14 protein-coding genes and 4 pseudogenes are annotated in these 17,322 nt (G+C 37.1%); 4 read left to right on the forward strand and 14 right to left on the reverse strand.

The features are described from left to right. Positions 1–594, forward strand: a 594-nt coding sequence (locus QZ565_RS01455) for an ATP-binding cassette domain-containing protein (protein WP_295524499.1), incomplete at its 5' end; no start/stop codon positions are given. Positions 595–669: 75 nt separating this feature from the next. Here the strand turns inward: QZ565_RS01455 and QZ565_RS01460 are convergent. The 4 genes from QZ565_RS01460 to QZ565_RS01475 form a co-directional block, all read right to left on the reverse strand. Then, positions 670–4,566, reverse strand: coding sequence for a pullulanase (locus QZ565_RS01460; RefSeq protein ID WP_295524501.1), 3,897 nt, complete (start codon positions 4,564–4,566; stop codon positions 670–672). A 114-nt stretch (positions 4,567–4,680) separates the two neighbouring features. After that, positions 4,681–6,036: a M protein trans-acting positive regulator PRD domain-containing protein gene (locus QZ565_RS01465; RefSeq protein ID WP_366508733.1), complete on the reverse strand. Its 1,356-nt coding sequence runs from the start codon at positions 6,034–6,036 to the stop codon at positions 4,681–4,683. 185 nt (positions 6,037–6,221) lie between these two features. Then, on the reverse strand, positions 6,222–7,439 hold the full coding sequence (locus QZ565_RS01470) for a tyrosine-type recombinase/integrase (RefSeq protein WP_001291561.1): 1,218 nt from the start codon (positions 7,437–7,439) through the stop codon (positions 6,222–6,224). 81 nt (positions 7,440–7,520) lie between these two features. Beyond that, positions 7,521–7,724, reverse strand: a complete 204-nt coding sequence (locus QZ565_RS01475) for an excisionase (RefSeq protein WP_000814511.1) — start codon at positions 7,722–7,724, stop codon at positions 7,521–7,523. Between QZ565_RS01475 and QZ565_RS01480 the strand changes: the two genes are divergently transcribed. After that, complete coding sequence (locus QZ565_RS01480; protein WP_001845478.1) at positions 7,708–7,959, forward strand: hypothetical protein; 252 nt, start codon at positions 7,708–7,710, stop codon at positions 7,957–7,959. The genes QZ565_RS01475 and QZ565_RS01480 overlap by 17 nt on opposite strands. A gap of 225 nt (positions 7,960–8,184) precedes the next feature. On the opposite strand, the gene QZ565_RS01485 is transcribed toward QZ565_RS01480, so the two are convergent. Both QZ565_RS01485 and QZ565_RS01490 read right to left on the reverse strand, forming a co-directional pair. After that, complete coding sequence (locus QZ565_RS01485) at positions 8,185–8,415, reverse strand: helix-turn-helix domain-containing protein (protein WP_000857133.1); 231 nt, start codon at positions 8,413–8,415, stop codon at positions 8,185–8,187. Continuing rightward, the gene (locus QZ565_RS01490; protein WP_000804885.1) at positions 8,412–8,834 is read right to left on the reverse strand and encodes a sigma-70 family RNA polymerase sigma factor; all 423 of its coding nucleotides are present in this window, start codon (positions 8,832–8,834) and stop codon (positions 8,412–8,414) included. Before QZ565_RS01490 ends, QZ565_RS01485 begins: the two co-directional genes overlap by 4 nt. Before the next feature lie 504 nt (positions 8,835–9,338). On the opposite strand from QZ565_RS01490, the pseudogene QZ565_RS01495 reads away from it, so the two are divergent. Continuing rightward, positions 9,339–9,560: pseudogene (locus QZ565_RS01495) on the forward strand (helix-turn-helix transcriptional regulator); the annotation flags it as partial. A 73-nt stretch (positions 9,561–9,633) separates the two neighbouring features. Here the strand turns inward: QZ565_RS01495 and QZ565_RS01500 are convergent. The 5 genes and pseudogenes from QZ565_RS01500 to QZ565_RS01520 form a co-directional block, all read right to left on the reverse strand. Beyond that, positions 9,634–12,552 carry a Tn3 family transposase gene (locus QZ565_RS01500; protein WP_295524503.1) on the reverse strand — a complete coding sequence of 973 codons (2,919 nt, stop codon included), beginning with the start codon at positions 12,550–12,552 and terminating at the stop codon, positions 9,634–9,636. A gap of 3 nt (positions 12,553–12,555) precedes the next feature. Beyond that, positions 12,556–13,110, reverse strand: coding sequence for a recombinase family protein (locus QZ565_RS01505; RefSeq protein ID WP_000576156.1), 555 nt, complete (start codon positions 13,108–13,110; stop codon positions 12,556–12,558). 354 nt (positions 13,111–13,464) lie between these two features. Next, positions 13,465–14,202, reverse strand: a complete 738-nt coding sequence (gene erm(B), locus QZ565_RS01510) for a 23S rRNA (adenine(2058)-N(6))-methyltransferase Erm(B) (protein ID WP_001038790.1) — start codon at positions 14,200–14,202, stop codon at positions 13,465–13,467. A 124-nt stretch (positions 14,203–14,326) separates the two neighbouring features. Next, the gene (locus QZ565_RS01515; RefSeq protein WP_001814874.1) at positions 14,327–14,410 is read right to left on the reverse strand and encodes a 23S rRNA methyltransferase attenuation leader peptide; all 84 of its coding nucleotides are present in this window, start codon (positions 14,408–14,410) and stop codon (positions 14,327–14,329) included. Positions 14,411–14,458: 48 nt separating this feature from the next. Then, positions 14,459–14,542, reverse strand: a pseudogene (locus tag QZ565_RS01520) (MLS leader peptide); the annotation flags it as partial. A gap of 283 nt (positions 14,543–14,825) precedes the next feature. On the opposite strand from QZ565_RS01520, the pseudogene QZ565_RS01525 reads away from it, so the two are divergent. Beyond that, a pseudogene (locus tag QZ565_RS01525) lies at positions 14,826–14,963 on the forward strand (XRE family transcriptional regulator); the annotation flags it as partial. Positions 14,964–15,022: 59 nt separating this feature from the next. On the opposite strand, the gene QZ565_RS01530 reads toward QZ565_RS01525, so the two are convergent. The 3 genes and pseudogenes from QZ565_RS01530 to QZ565_RS09295 all read right to left on the reverse strand — a co-directional run. Continuing rightward, positions 15,023–15,190 carry a cysteine-rich KTR domain-containing protein gene (locus tag QZ565_RS01530; RefSeq protein WP_000336323.1) on the reverse strand — a complete coding sequence of 56 codons (168 nt, stop codon included), beginning with the start codon at positions 15,188–15,190 and terminating at the stop codon, positions 15,023–15,025. 118 nt (positions 15,191–15,308) lie between these two features. Further along, positions 15,309–17,228 carry a tetracycline resistance ribosomal protection protein Tet(M) gene (gene tet(M), locus QZ565_RS01535; protein WP_295524531.1) on the reverse strand — a complete coding sequence of 640 codons (1,920 nt, stop codon included), beginning with the start codon at positions 17,226–17,228 and terminating at the stop codon, positions 15,309–15,311. Positions 17,229–17,243: 15 nt separating this feature from the next. After that, positions 17,244–17,291: pseudogene (locus QZ565_RS09295) on the reverse strand (hypothetical protein); the annotation flags it as partial. Between the last annotated feature and the right edge of the window lie 31 nt (positions 17,292–17,322).

Genomic DNA, 17,322 nt, shown 5'->3' on the forward strand with positions numbered 1-17,322 from the left:
CTATCGTTATTAGCGGGATTAGATAGTCCTTCAAGTGGAGAGATATTATTTAATAATACTAATATTGAAAAAATAGGATATAGTGAACACAGACGAAAAGATATTTCTTTAGTATTTCAAAATTATAATCTTATTGATTATTTAACACCATTAGAAAATCTAAAACTAGTTTCAAAAAATGCGAATAAGGATATACTTTTACAACTTGGATTGGAAGAAGAGCAGATTAATCGTAATGTTATGAAACTTTCTGGAGGTCAGCAACAACGAATCGGTATTGCCCGTGCCATCGCTGTGAAACCAGAGGTCATTTTATTAGATGAGCCGACATCGGCCTTGGATCCAGAGTTGGTAGGGGATGTTTTAGATGTTTTAAAACAGTTAGCTAAAGAAGGAGTTACTATGGTAGTAGTGACACATGAGATGGGTTTTGCTAGAGATGTAGCCAATCATGTCATTTTTATGGATGGCGGGAAAATTGTTGAAGAAAATAATGCCCATGATTTCTTTAGTCGCCCACAGGAAGAACGAACCAAGCAATTTTTGGCACGAATTCTTTCGGATGCGACCTATAGTGTAGAATATATGATTTGATAGATAGGCTTATCAGGGCAAAAATCAATCCCCCGAGCGTTAAGGCTTGGGGGATTGTTCTATAGGAGGGCTAGTTTAGTTCTCTTTTTTGTTTTTTAGTAAGAACCCGAGACCTAGAAGGGCAAGGAGACTAATTCCTGCAAACAGGAGTTTGTGATCGTTTTTGGTTCCTGTATTTGGAAGTTCAGCTTGTTTAGCTAGAGGCGCAGGTATATTTTCCTTGCTAGGGTTTTCTACTGATTCGTTTTGAACAGCTTCACTTACAGATGATGCTTGTGCTTCTTGTGTTGGTTGTTGAGCTTGTGAATCAGTTGTAGCTTGGCTAGGTTTATTTTCCGCATCAGCTACTTTTGCATCTGGTTTAGTAGAATCAGGTCTAGCTTGTGGAGCTGGAGTTTGCTGTTCCGATTTGATTACTCGGTTTGAAATATTGTCTTGACCATTATTGTGACCTTGTTCTTGTTTTAAGCTAGAAAGGTCAAATTCTGGTTTTTCTTCCACAGCTGGGGCAACGATGGCACCGCCTTGAGAGATTCTAAGAACAGTAGCTGTAAGGGCATTTAATTTCAAGCCTTTTTCAGTCCATTCGAGTCCTTTCGGGTTGGCAATTCCTACTGGCCCTGCTTGGTTTTCATCTGCTAAAACTTCAGCATTTCTGAGGTGGGCAAAGGCAGTTCCCAAATTAAATTCGCGAGCTTTTTCGTCCGCATTGACAAAGACTGCGTAGATGTCTCCATTTGGAGCAGTGATTTGGTAGCCAATTACTACGTCCTCTTTTGCCACACCATTTTGGCCTGGGACAGTGATGAGGTGGACACGGTCTTTGATATCTTGGAGACTCTTAAGTCGGAAGGCATCTGTAGATTGACGAAGAGCAATCAACCCTTTCATATAGTCACGGCTCTTGACATTTTCAGGATATGCTTTTCCATCTGTAGCCTTAGTCCAGTCAAACTTGTTAATAGCATCACTCGAATCATAAGAGTCATGGATGAAGTAAGGATAGTCAAATGGATTGCCGTCCTTATCACGCAACAAGTGAGATTTGTTTGGAACCTTATCCTCCGATACTGGAGTCTTGTAGGCTGGGTCACGGAATTGTTTAGTACGTCCGTATTCCTGACCAGAGTGGATAAACGGAGTTCCTTGAGCTGTCAAGACCATGAGGTTTCCAAGTCGCAAACGACGGTGGATTTCAGCATAGTTCTCAGCCTTGCTTGGGTCTTTTTTGATAGACTGGGCGATGATGTCAAAGAGAGTCAAGTTATCATGGGCTGCGATGTATTGAATCACATCTCCAGGACTATCTGCTTCAAAGTTGGTTGGTTGAGCAATGATATTTTTGAAGATGGTGTTGATATCACGCTTGCCACCTGTGATAAAGGCAGGTTGACCTTCGTTTGGATAACCAGACTTGAGGTTGTTACGAATGTCATCTGAAAAGACAGCGACTGTATCGGTATGTTTCATCCAATCTTGGTCAGCAGCTTTAGTAGGCATGTTCTCATCACCTGCATAGGTTCTCCAACCTTCACCAAGCATGATTAAGTGTGGATTGAGGGCGCGTGCGGCCTTGTACGCTTCTTCGATAGAAGCGGCATCATGGTCTCCCATCATATCGAAACGGAATCCATCCACTTTGTAGGTATCAACTAGATATTTGATGGAATCAACTAGGAGCCGTTTGGTCATATGGTGGGTTGTCCCCAAACGTCCACCACCAAAGCTAGTTCGAGGTGTGCCATCAGCATCCATAAAGTGGTAGTAGTTTGGCTCTAAATCTTCAAAGATATCGACCTTGGCTGTATGGTTATACACTACATCTAGGATAGCTCCCATACCACGTTTGTGGATCTCGTTGATGAGGTTTTTAAATTCTGCGATTCGTTTTTCTGGATTTTTAGGATCGCTTGAATACATACCAGTCAAGGAGAAGTAGTTTTGAGGATCATATCCCCAGTTATAGTTGCTGTTGCTTGAAGCATAGTCAGACAAGCGTTCATGGTTTTTCAATTCGTTGACAAAGTAGTAAGACAAGACTGGAAGGAGCTGGATGTGGGTCACACCTAAGTCTTTGAGATAGTCTAGTTTTTCAATAAAGGCTTCAAAGGTACCAAATGGTTTGGTTAAGTCTTTTGCAATGGCAGGATCTGAAGTAAAGTCACGCACATGAGCTTCGTAGATAACGGCATCTTCACGAGTCTTGAAATTGTGAATCTTACCATAAGTCAAGTCTTGAGGTCCGAGTTTGGCTGGATCTACAAAGGCGGCTTTAGCCACTTTATGGGCATCGTCAATCTTAGCATCGTTACTATTCCAAGCAGCGAGGGACTTAGCGTAAGGATCGAGTGCAAGAACAGTTTTACCTTGACGCTCGATTTGGTATTGATAATAGTATCCAGTGAAATCTGTGATTCCGAGTTTGTTTGTGCTATCTAGAGTTTGTTTCCAAGTTCCTCTTTCCCCTTTTTCAAGAGCGACAGTTCCAACCACTTTTTCAGGGTTATTCTTGTCGTAGACAACGACAGAAACCTTGTCAGCACTTGGTGACCAAAGGGTTAAATCAACTTGTTTTCCTTCTTCTTTTAGGTCAGCTCCAAGTTTGCCATCATAACTGTAAGTCTCATCTTTCAGACGCCAGCTTGTTTTGGTAGTAAATTGGTCAGCGTTGTAGCTCACGGTATAAGGATGTTTTGTGTCCGAGAAATCTCCACTGTAGGTCACTTTCTTACCAGCTTCATCGATTGCAACATCGGTGATAGCTACTTTATTTCCTAGGTGATTAGTGATGTTGGAGTGTTTGAGGATATCCTCTTTTTTAGCACCGACAAGTGTTGAAAAACTACTCTCAATGCTAGAAGTGCCTACGTGTTGGGCTCCTGTCATACGGATATCATGGACATAGTATGGATTTGTGTAAATCGATTCATCATCGTCTTTTAGGAAAATTTGGCTATGATTTTTTAAATCTGTGAACTTATAATCTTCTTTACGGATTTTCACATCGTCTCCTTGTTTGTTTCTGTCTAGTAATAAAAATCCAAGGTCTTTAGCTGCATCTTTGAGTGGAATATCGATATAGCGACCATATTTGCCTGTAGCCGTAAAATCTGTTCCGTTAGGCCATTCACCACTACTTGGATTTTTCACATCTCCCCAGTACCAGAGAGATTTCTTGTCATAGTTGCCATCTGTACGGTAGTAGTTGACGCGAATAGTTCCTGCAGGTTGTGGCTCGTAAGAGAAAACCTTGTGTTCTTGGTCCAACCAAGCCTCATTCATATTTGGTGCCAGTTTTTCTATCGATTTATCGCCGGTTAGATTTTTCCCAGCTGTATTATTGATGAGGAAGCTAATTTTCTTGGCTTGTTCTCCCTTTAATTTGACATCTAGGTAGTAGCCATAGTCATCTTTTTTGGCATCCTTAAAGGACAAGGCTCCGTTAGGCCAGTTTTCAGATGGTTTTTCAACATCGTCCCAAGTCCATAGTCCTTGAGCATCCTTGTTTTCTTCAGGAAGCTTTTTGACATGGATACGGAAGTAGTTGTCTTCTATTGGTTCTTCTGCCTTAGTTTCAGTCGTTACTGGACTCGTAGAAGTAGTTGGTTCACTTGAACGATCTTGTCCGGTTTGTGGGGCTGAATCGGCTGGTGTTGTAGCAGGAGTGGGTACCTCTGTTGCAGCTTTTTCTTCTTTTTTCTCTAGGGAAGCGTTTGCACTATCAGGTGAAGAAAAATCGCTTTCGTTCTTGCCAGCGATGTTTGTTGCATCAGTAAGAGGTTGAGTAAGGGAGGTCGTATTTCTGTTGCTGGGTTCGTTAGTGGTTGGTGTATTTTCGTTTGCTGAGATAGTTGGTGTAGCCATGGCAAGCAGGACAAGGCTTGCTCCAATAAGGACAGAACCAGTTCCATTTTTGAGGGAACGGATGCTGTAAACCATTTTTTTCTCAGTTTGAGATGGTATTTTTCTCATAATGATTCTCCAATCAATAAATTTCTATCATCAGTATAGCACTTAGTAAAATAAGATGCAAGCGTTTTCCTGAAATTAAAATAAAAGAAAAAATCGCAACAAATTTTGTTACGATTAAGCCAGTCTTTCTTTATGAATTTGAGAAGCAAGAAGGTGAAGGTGATGAAATAATTCTGAAGTAGAGAAGTTACGATTGTAGATAAGTGGTTTAGGAGAGTTGGTGACAGGAAAGGTAGTGATAATAATATCGTGAGGAATTTGATTGAGAATTGAGAAAGAAATCGCAGATTCTTCCCAAGAATCAAAGAGATAGAGATTATTGCCGTAGTGAGCAAGGGTGTCGATAAGGTTTTGTGCGTGATGACTATCCAAATGACTAATGACTAAAACACGTATTTTGGGAAGTTTTTGAAGTAATTGGACTAAAATTCGTTGCCCTTGGATAGAAAAGGTGTAGACAAGTTCTTGTAGCTTACTTGGGTGATTTTCTAGCCCCATTTCAGTAAGGTAAGATTGGAATTTGTGTTGACTTACTTCAAATAGTTTTGGAAATTCTACTTGATAACTGCTTAAAATTTGGGATTTCTGTCTGTCGAGAGACTGGTTACTGAGTAAATGAAAGAAATCAGATTGGGCAGTGTAGTGGAGGAGCCAAATCAATTCCTCGCGATTTTCAATCTGTAGGTGAAATTCTTTAGCTAGTTCTTCTAGTATTTGGCTCAATAAACGGTAAGATTTTTGGATATGATGAATATTACCCAGTGCTCCATTGCTAGGATTGTTTATGATTTGAGGAGACTTTACTGGATTTGAAAATAGCTGTTCTAGCGTCTCCTTTGTAGCTTCAAAATGGAGCTTTTTAGCCAGCTTTTTGATATCTTGTTCAAACTGGGGAATCTGCATGAGGGAGCTGTAATGACTGGTTAAGAGCGGACTAGGATTTTCAATGAAATGACTCTTGTTAAAACGCTCCAGATTGATAGCCAGGGTATATTTGATTTGCCGTAAACTACTGAGGTTGGGTGAAACTTGTTGGGCCTTTAAAAATAGCTGAATCAGGTGAGTGAGTGATTCTTCAGAAATAGAAGGAAAGGGCCAATCCAGAAAACTGTAACTTTGGCTAAAGTAGTCTAGATAAAAGGCACGAATATCCTCTTCTGCTCCCTTCAAGACTAAAGGAGAAAGTTGGATGTTGACGCTATAGTGTTGTGGAAGTTTAGTGTTGATACGATGAATGATTTCCTCAATATGCTCTTGATTAGTGGAAAGTACCTGACATATTTGCTCAAGCGATTGCCCCTCTTTGAAAAATAACTGGTTCAAAAAAGAATAGGTTTCAGATTGTTTAAGAATCGCAATCCTGGGATCTAAGGTGTTTTGGAAGTCAAACTGCAATTGAATGCCTTTTTTTCTTGATTGAAGCAGGAGGTTAGGAAACAATTGCTCAAGCTTAAAAAGGTGTTCTTGCAATTTTTCTATTGAAACAAAGTATAAATTTCTAATTATCTTTTTATATTTTCTTAAATGCTCGTAAAGCCTTATTCTATGTGCTTTCGAGTATTTTTACTGTAGGAAGATACTTCACGTTTCTTTGCATATTTCCTCATGTCTTAGCTGTCAGAAGTGGTAAATAAGTAGTAAATTCATTTGTACTACTAAGCAACAAGACGCTCCTGTTGCTTCTCTTTATTCAAGCGTTTCATTTCTGCCATTGCAGAATCGAATGTTGCATGTGCGTAATAGTTCAGCGTCATGGCTATATTAGCATGTCCCATAATGTACTGTAATGCCTTTGGATTCATTCCTGCATTTGCATAGTTGGTACAGAATGTATGTCGCAAACTATGTGGAGTGATGTGTGGCAATTTATCCTCGTTATACTTATTGTATTTCTTAACAAGACCTTTCATCATGCCGTTGTAATCACTTGCCACTTTTGGATAGTTCTTTCTATTAAGAAAGAGGAAATCACTATATCCATCAATCTCAACACGCTTATCATTCTTTCGATTCGCTAACACTCGCTTAAATGCTTGATAGGCTTCTTCAACCATAGGAACTTGACGTTCGCCACTTTTGGTCTTTGGTGTTTCAATGTAGTACCCAATTTCAGTATCTCTCAATAGCTGATGGTCTATATTGACAAGACGATTCTCAAAATCTAAATCTGGAAGTGTCAAACCACCAAACTCTGAAATACGAAGACCTGTTTTTAAGAGTATCAGAATTTCATCATAATTTTTGCTGTAGGTTTTATCAGCTTTTGCAAAGGCTAACAGTTTTTCTTCCTGTTCTTCTGTTAGTACGGTCTTAGGGACAGTATCATCATCAAGAACTGCTTTCAGTTGAAAGTCAAATGGATTCTTCCGAACACAATCATCTTGTATAGCAATATAGAATGAAGCCTTTAAAGAACGTTTGTAGTTATTGATGGTTTGATAAGCATAACCATTTTCACTCATTCTAATAGCCCATTCTTTAGCGTCTGATGGCTTAATACTGTCAATACTTCTTACACCTAACTTGTCTTTCTTCAAAATATCCATAAGATATTTGCGTCCAGTTTCAGTGTTTTTTCTAACCTTTGGTCTTTGAGCGTTCTGTTTTGCGTAAAGCTGGCAGAGTGTCATTTTCTTTCCTACAACATCAATACCATCATGAATGTCTTTCTGTAACTCTGCGATTTTCTCTCTAAGTGAGATACAATCACGCTTTCCTGCTGGTACTCGGTCTGTAGCCACAAGTTTCCACGAGTAAACAAATTGCGGTTCTCCAAATGAATCTATATATTTGTATAAGTATCTTCCGTCTTTTCGTTGGCTCTCTCCAGTCTTTAAGATTCGACCTTTATTGTCACGTCTTTTTTCTGACATGGCATTTGCTCCTTTCCTTTATGGAAAGAGCCTTGATACGACTTAATACTATTTTATCATATACAAGACCCTTTGGCGACGCTAGATTGCGTCCAATGTATCTATAATTTTTTCAAATTGTTTTCGTTTAATCTGAATACGATTGCCATTCATAATCAGCCAATTTGCATTTTTATTTTCCTCTGCCAAGCGTCGTAGCTTGTTTTCGCCAATACGAAAATATTTTGACGCTTCTTCAATGGTTAGGGTATAACGTTCCCAAATAGGAATGTCAGTCTGCTTCATAAAATCCTCCTTTCCAAATCACTTATTTGGATTTCATAAAAGTTGTTTTACCAGCAATCGAACAGCTTTAGCAAAGCTCACGGGAGTTCCACCCCTGCATGGTTCTCATGTAGCCATACTCATTGCCTGCGACGGTTTTATCACGCTCGGACTATTGACTGTATGGGAGTATCATTATCACGATAAGAATGTCGTTGCAGGCAATCCTGCTAAAGATTGCTTCTCGGATCACTAACATGAATCGCTCGCTATCTTTATAAGATAGGTCATGGCGGTTAGTTCCGTTGGCTCTTTTCTTATCGAAACGTATTCGATTACTTTTATTCAGTTTTCAAAGAACAATGGCTCGTTAGCCTATCAAAACACATTGAAAGCTCAATATGCTTTGGTGGAATAACAAACCTCCCTGTTCGGGAAGCGTGGAATGGTTTAGCACGCTTCCACGAAAGGAGAGAGGATATTACTTAATTTCAAATGACAAAATCTTTGTAATCAGTCTGGTTTCCATTCTTCCACGTAAGACTTCATCAACGACCATACTTTGATTGCCATATTCATCTTTCATAAGTCGTAGGGAACGCTTCGTTATGTACCCTCTGTAATGATGTAGAATCTGGTTAATCGCTTCGGTATCGCCATCTGTTGCCTTTACAATGAGAGGAAAGGGAATCATAGGATATTGTGTTTTCATTCTTCAAATTCCTCCATAAACTTTTTAATTAAGGCTAGTCCACTGGTTCTATGCCGATAGACAGTAGAACGGTTCAATTTCAACAGGTCTGCAATTTCTGAATCGCTCATGTCCATAAAGTAAAACAGCAGTAGAATTTCACGTTTCTTGTCTGGCAACTCACGTAATGCTTCACTCAACAAATCATTTTCAACGCCTACTGATAACCCATTGAGTGTAAAAATCTGAAAGTCAGTTGAATAGTTATCTGTTGTCGCAAACTGGCTAACAAGATAATCGCCAACATCCGAAAAGGACACCTCACGCTTTGCAATCCTTGAAAGATAAAGCATATAATTCTTTCGCTCGTCTTCCATAGCACGTTTACAGATATAGTCAAACTGATTTTCTATTGTGGTCTGAAAAGAAGATGGTTTCATGTTTCTCACCCCCTTTCTGTCTAGGAAAGGAAGTGAGCCTTGCTCGTTTATCTCCTTTCACTCTTAGTCCCAATGTGAAAGGGGGATTTGTTGCATTACTGATAAATAAACTTTGTAAAAAAGTTCTGAATAGCCAAAAAAGCATATAAACAGATTTATTTCTCTGTTTACATGCTTCTGTTATTCTATCTATATGATTTATAAAACCACATTGGTGGACGTACTTATCTATTGCAGATAGACGACTTTTTTTGACAAGAACCCAATGTAAGGAAATTTATTGTATATGATGTACTTCATGGCGACGTTGACCTCCAACAAACCGCCATTTGGAAGTAATATACAATATTTTAACAGCGTAAATAGCACTACCATATAACGGTTTTTTTTATTGGCGTTTAGTAGTGCTTTTTATTAAATATAAACCTATAAACCATATAACACGTTTTTCTATACCTGTTTTTAATTCAGTAGGAACAATAAAATGTATAGAGGTGGTCTACTATGCGTAAAAAAGAAGATAAATATGATTTTAGAGCCTTTGGTTTAGCCATTAAAGAAGCTCGATTGAAACGAGGTTTAACTCGTGAACAAGTGGGAGCATTGATTGAAATTGACCCACGGTACTTAACTAATATTGAAAATAAAGGGCAACACCCCAGCATACAAGTTCTTTATGACCTTGTATCGTTACTTCATGTTTCCGTTGATGAATTTTTCTTACCTGGGGTCCCGAGCGCTTAGTGGGAATTTGTATCGATAAGGGGTACAAATTCCCACTAAACCAATGTTTCAAGGCCTATTTATTTTTTATATTCAATTCTCTTAAGTGTTTAGGAATAGATAACAAGTCAAATTTATACTCTCCAAGAAAAGTGATATGCTCCCAATTAATAGGAGATACATGCTTCATATACTTAGTTACTTCGGGATCTATTTTGACGAGATAATTATAAGCTGCTTGTAAGTAGACGGCGTTCCATATACTTATTGCATTTATTAACACATTAAGCGCACTAGCACTTTGAAGTTGTCGGCGAATATCGCGCTCCATAAATTTTCCGCGTCGCCCAAAAAATAGTTCTCTAGCTAAAGCATTAATCGCTTCTGTCTTATTTAGTCCATGAGTGATCCTTCGCCGTAGCTCACTATCTGTAATATAATCTATCATAAAAATGCTCTTTTCAATGCGACCTAGTTCTCTCGGTGCAAGAGCTACTCTATTCTTACGTGCGTATGAGCCTAGCTTTCCTAATAGTAAAGAACTAGATACTTTTCCTGTTTGAATCGAATAGGCGATTCGTTTAATTTCATCATAGTTTTCTTCAATAATTTTTACATTGATTTTTCCGCTTATATCTTCTGATAAGTTAGGGTAGTAGGAAGGTGATTTGATAGAAAATAATTGTGATTTTTTTATATTTCTGATGCGAGGTTCAAAATCAAAGCCTAGTAATGCGGTCATTCCAAACACCTGATCAGAATACCCATTTGTATCAGTAAAATGTTCCTCAATATCTAGATCTGTTTCATGATAAAGTAGGCCATCAAGGGTATGAGTAGCTTCCCTTGTATTAGTTGAAGCAACCTCGATATGATGAGTCGTATGCCTATCATTTATTGATCGAATCATTGTAGCTCCTTTTTCCATACTTTTGTAATGTGGATTAACATCGGATTTTAGAGCTGAGACGCCCACTGGGACGCGCATTCCGTCTGAAGCAGTGGTTTTTCCTTCACCCCAAAAGTCTGCAACAGGAAGCTTTAACTGATAATTAACCAAAACAGATTGAGCACGAGTCAGAGCTTCTTTATAAAAGCGCCATTGTTTGGCATTGGCTAACTGAGAATAAGAAATTCCAGGAGTTGATTGGGCCATTTTTTCAAGACCAATATTCATCCCTAAACCCAGCAAAGCAGCAAAAATAATTTTTCTTTCTTGTTCACTCGGCGGTTTCCCTGTAGAATCATGACTAAATTCTTGTGAAAAGTTGGTCCAACTGTCCACCTCAATTAAAAGATCACTAAGCCTTATCTTAGGAATTATTGAATAAAGTTTTTTTCTATATATTTCTGCTTCGCTAGGTGTAACTTTTTCCAACTTTTTAAGGTTTGCTCTTGAAATTCTCTTATCAACTGTCGAATAAAATTGAAGCTGTAAATCTAAAATTATTTCCCGATCCTTTAAATAGTCCTCAAACGTGTCTGGAATAGTTTCTGAATCAATACAAGCAGATAAATCAACTAAGTAATCATCAATATTTCGATGGATCATACTTCCTTCAACTGAAATATCTCCTGATCGAATATTGTTCTTTAGCTCGGTGAAAGCTACTAACTCATAGTAAGACCGATCTATTTTCCCCTCTTCTGGCCGAACAAGGCTTTTCCATTTTTTACTCACAAAATCAGTAGAAGTATCTGCCGGTATTTTTCTTTTACCACTATTGTGTAAATCAGTTAGTTGAGTTAGGGCCATGAGGACTGGATTTGCTGCCGGAGTTGCTTTGAACGAAAGGGTCCTCAATAACATTGGCGTGTATCTTCGGAGGTAATTAGCTTTATTTCGAACCATTTCTAAATAGCCATGATTTTTATTACCTGTAATTTTTTTAGCTTCTTCTCCATCTTGTACTAAATCTTCCCAAGGCATGATTCGTTCAATTTCGTCAAAAGGATTACTATCATTATCTTTTGCAAAGTGAAGAGCATCAATTAAAGAAGCATAATGTTCCAATTTTTTAGTAGCCAATTTTCCTTTTTCTTTTAACTGTTCTTGTGAATCACGTGTCCCTTTGCGTTTAATACTTGCTAAAATGCGGTCATTAATCTCAATCAGTTGATCGATCAGATATTGATGATGATTGACTAAAAAAGCAATAAGTAAAGAGTATCTTTTTTCAAGCTCAAAACGGGAGAAGTCATATGCATCATAATTTTCCCCTAGTCTAGCTAGCTGAAGAAACCTGTTCCGATTAATATGGGAGACATTAATTGTCCCGAGTCCCATGGAAGCAATCACTTCCACTTTTTTACAAATACTCATAAAGCTTTCTGGATTTGCCTTACCTGGAATGTCTTTTAGCCAAGCGAGTTTAGTTATTTTCGTCTCTTCATAAATTTGAAACAAACTCTCTAGTTTTTCAATTTGTATATCTGTTAATGAACAGAGTAATATTGAAAATAAGTTGTTTTCTGCTTTATCTCGACAGCGGCTTATAATGTCTTCAAGTGTAGCTATAGATGGAAAAATAATTCTTTTTCGAGTTAAGAAATCAATTGTTTTTTTCATTAGATAGATAGAGTCATCATTTTCTAAAGCTAGTTCAATTAAATATTCTATTAACTGTTTTTGTGTATTAGCACTACCGAATCGATGATAGTTGAATACTTCTAAGATCTCGTTGAAGTGATTTGCACGTGTATTTCTATGATCATATGAATTTAAATCAATTGCATCAAGATGGAGCTGTCGACTCACATAAGAAGTTAGTCTGGTTGATTTAATCGGCCAATTACTTAAAGAACACCCAGGATACCGGGCCAAACAAAGTTGTATCGCAAATCCTAGTTTATTGACCTTTCCACGGTGTTGATTAATAACCTCCAGATCATAATCAGAAAAACTAAAATACGCTTTAAAATCCTCTTCTGATAAGTGGTCTACAGAAAGAAGTTGTTCACGCTGTGAAGTAGTTAAAATTCTTTTCATAGCCATATCTTAAGCATTCCTTTTATTGAGGTAACGGTAAAAGGTTGTTTTGCTTAATTTAGAGGCATCAAGAATTTGACGAATAGAATACTCTTTGCTGTCATACATTTTTAAAGCTAAATCAATTGATAGCTTACCTTTACTTGGACGGCCCCCTTTTTTTCCTCGGACTCTGGCTGCCTTAAGACCAGAGTTAGTTCGTTCAATAATAATATCCCGTTCCAGTTCTGCTAAACTAGCCATAACTCGGAAAAAGAATCTTCCCATAGACGTTGAAGTATCTACGTTATCTTGAATAGATATAAAATTGACACTAAGTTCTTCAAATAATTCAGAAAGTTCAATCAAATGTTTAGTTGATCGTGAAATTCGATCTAACTTGTAAATGACAACAGAATCTCCTTCACGTAGTAGGTTGATCATTTCTTCTAATTGCGGTCGGTCTTTTTTCGCACCAGTTACTTTTTCTTGAAATAATTTATCAATTCCATAATGAGTAAGTGCATCAATTTGTAAACTAAGATTTTGATCATCCGTACTCACTCGAGCATAGCCAAAAATCATAAAAAAACCTCCTTAATTTTATAATTTAAATGTACCATAACTCATTAAGTATAACTATATAGGAACTATGAAAAAGGAACGGATTTTGGTACTTGATTTACTTAAAAAACATTTAGAAAAAGCAGGAAAATGAAAAGGTACCATAAACGGTCGTTTATGGTACCATTCAAATTTATCCTTATTGTACAAAATAACAGCGAAATTTTTAAATCTATTCCTTATCGATACAAATTCCCCGTAGGCGCTAGGGACCTCTTTAGCTCCTTGGAAGCTGTCAGTAGTATACCTAATAATTTATCTACATTCCCTTTAGTAACGTGTAACTTTCCAAATTTACAAAAGCGACTCATAGAATTATTTCCTCCCGTTAAATAATAGATAACTATTAAAAATAGACAATACTTGCTCATAAGTAACGGTACTTAAATTGTTTACTTTGGCGTGTTTCATTGCTTGATGAAACTGATTTTTAGTAAACAGTTGACGATATTCTCGATTGACCCATTTTGAAACAAAGTACGTATATAGCTTCCAATATTTATCTGGAACATCTGTGGTATGGCGGGTAAGTTTTATTAAGACACTGTTTACTTTTGGTTTAGGATGAAAGCATTCCGCTGGCAGCTTAAGCAATTGCTGAATCGAGACTTGAGTGTGCAAGAGCAACCCTAGTGTTCGGTGAATATCCAAGGTACGCTTGTAGAATCCTTCTTCAACAATCAGATAGATGTCAGACGCATGGCTTTCAAAAACCACTTTTTTAATAATTTGTGTGCTTAAATGGTAAGGAATATTCCCAACAATTTTATACCTCTGTTTGTTAGGGAATTGAAACTGTAGAATATCTTGGTGAATTAAAGTGACACGAATGTTCAGTTTTAATTTTTCTGACGATAAGTTGAATAGATGACTGTCTAATTCAATAGACGTTACCTGTTTACTTATTTTAGCCAGTTTCGTCGTTAAATGCCCTTTACCTGTTCCAATTTCGTAAACGGTATCGGTTTCTTTTAAATTCAATTGTTTTATTATTTGGTTGAGTACTTTTTCACTCGTTAAAAAGTTTTGAGAATATTTTATATTTTTGTTCATGTAATCACTCCTGAAGTGATTACATCTATAAATAAATACAGAAGTTAAACGATTTGTTTGTAATTTTAGTTATCTGTTTAAAAAGTCATAAGATTAGTCACTGGTAGGAATTAATCTAACGTATTTATTTATCTGCGTAATCACTGTTTTTAGTCTGTTTCAAAACAGTAGATGTTTTATCTACATTACGCATTTGGAATACCAACATGACGAATCCCTCCTTCTTAATTACAAATTTTTAGCATCTAATTTAACTTCAATTCCTATTATACAAAATTTTAAGATAATGCACAATCAACACACTCTTAAGTTTGCTTCTAAGTCTTATTTCCATAACTTTAGGGTTAACCATACGCAAGACCAATCACTCTCGGACAATACTCATGATTTTAATGATAAAATCCATGTTAAACCCATAGATAAGAAATACACCTGCAATAACCGTTACCTGTTTGTGCCAATTTAAAAATGCACCACTTTTTTATAATTAAAACGGTTGAAAACTGTACCACTAATAACTCACAATAGAGAGATGTCACCGTCAAGTTAAATGTACAAAATAACAGCGAAATTTTTAAATCTATTTCTTATCGATACAAATTCCTCGTAGGCGCTCGGGACCCCTACCTGCTAATAACTTGGTAAAAAGCACCCGACGATTACAGATAGAGAAATACATGGATAGCTTTACAGACAAAGAACTATCCTTAATGGAATCTTTAGCCAGCGGTATCAACGAAGCAAGAAACATCGAAGACTAATTAAAAGAATCCATACATAACGGAAAGAGCCGATAAAATGAGATTGTATTAATCTCATTTTATCGGCTCTGCGTCTTTGCGTCTGGCTCTGTAATCACAGTTACTTTGAACTGCTTTATTTCAATTAAATTTTCTTGTCTGCATTTCGGACAATAGAGGGGGAATTTTTTTAATTCAGTATCTTCCCTTATCTTTAATCGTGTTTTATTTCCACATACAGGACACAATATCCACTTGTAGTTTATAATAACTATCTCCTCCTTTACACTTTAATTCAAATCTTTATTAAAAAATATTTCATCTTATTTAACAAGAAACCATATTTATATAACAACATAAAATACACTAAGTTATTTTATTGAACATATATCGTACTTTATCTATCCGACTATTTGGACGACGGGGCTGGCAAACAGGTTCACCGGTAGTAACATGGTACCCTTTTAACTCTGTTAAACAAACACTACGTCCATTTGTAAAGAAAGTTAAATCACTACGATATTCTTGAATACACCGAGCAGGGATTTCTCCACTAAGAATGACCTCATTATTTTTCAATTGAGTGTCTACGATGTTCGCACAATATTTAGGAGCATCGTTGTATGCTCGTGAAAGATATTCCTGTGGCGCATAAATTTTAAAACTAAGATATGGCTCTAACAATTCTGTTCCAGCTTTTTTTAAGACTTGTTCCAATACAATAGGAGCAAGCATCCGAAAATCTGCTGGGGTACTAACAGGGCTATAGTATAAGCCATACTTAAAACAGATTTTACAGTCCGTCACATTCCAACCATACAATCCTTGTTCACAGCCATAGCGTATCCCCTCCATAACTGCATTTTGAAACGATTGATTTAAGTATCCAAGAGAAACCGAGCTCTCATACTGTACTCCGCTCCCTAATGGAAGCTGTGCTACAGATAGACCAATGGAAGCCCAGAAAGGATTCGGTGGAACTTCGATGTGAATGGTATACTCTGCTTTTTTTAACGGTCTTTCCATATAAATGACTGTAGGCTCTTTTATTTCTATCTCCACATGATACTTTTCTTGCAGCAGAGCACAAGTCACTTCCATTTGTACTTTCCCTAAGAAAGAAAGTATGATTTCATGTGTCGCAGAATCCACATAATATCGCAGAAGCGGGTCACTGTCGGAGATTTCTAAAAGTGCATCAAGTAACATTTCCCTTTGTTGAGGTTTGCTCGGTTCAACAGTCGTTTGCAGCAGAGGGAGGGGATTTTCAATTCTCTCTCTCTGTGGCAATAGCTTTGTATCTCCAAGAACACTATTTAACTTCAAAAACTCATTCTGCAAAATAACAATTTCCCCGGAATAAGCCTTATCAATTTTACATAATTCACCATTTATTGAAGTATACATTTCTGTAATTTTTATTTTTTCCTTTTCCGATATTCTAACCGAATCTCGCAAATGCAGTACGCCACTATAAAGACGTATATATGCAAGACGCTGTCTTTTTTCCGAATACTCAATTTTGAAAACTTTTCCGCAAAGTTCAGACTGACCTCGATGTGTTGATGAATAAAATTTATTCGTAATCACTTCTATAAGGTTATCAATCCCTATATTGTTTTTTGCACTTCCGTGATAAAGAGGGAACAGAGAACAATTCTGAAATCTTATGCTTTCCTCTTGTTCGAGTTCCAATGCTTCCAATAATTTCCCAGACGTATATTTCTCCAAAAGGTAATCATTTCCTTCTATTACCATATCCCATTGTTCAGATTCGGTAAAGTTCATTACACGCATATTAGGATGCAGTTCTACCTTCTGTTTGATTACAATTTCGGCAGAAAGTTTCTCTTTAATATCCTGATAAACCGTTGATAAATCAATTCCATTTTGGTCAATCTTATTGATAAAAAAGATTGTGGGAATCCCCATTTTCCTAAGTGCATGAAATAATATACGAGTTTGTGCTTGTACGCCATCTTTTGCAGAAATCAGTAGAATTGCCCCATCTAAAACTGATAATGAACGATATACTTCTGCTAAGAAATCCATATGTCCTGGCGTGTCTATGATGTTCACCTTCGTATTTTCCCACTGAAAAGAGGTTATTCCTGTCTGAATTGTAATTCCTCTCTGACGTTCTAAAAGCGTATTATCCGTCCTCGTTGTACCTTTGTCCACGCTTCCTAATTCTGTAATCGCTCCACTGTTATATAATAAGCTTTCTGTTAAGGTAGTTTTTCCTGCATCAACATGAGCTAAAACTCCAATATTAATAATTTTCATGTGATTTTCCTCCATTCAAAAACCCAAAAGGGCATAAAAATCCCAGTGATAAATACTTTTATCACTGGGATTTTTATGCATAACCATAGGCATA

It is taken from the genome of uncultured Streptococcus sp. (genome assembly GCF_915066115.1).
Lineage (GTDB): Bacteria > Bacillota > Bacilli > Lactobacillales > Streptococcaceae > Streptococcus.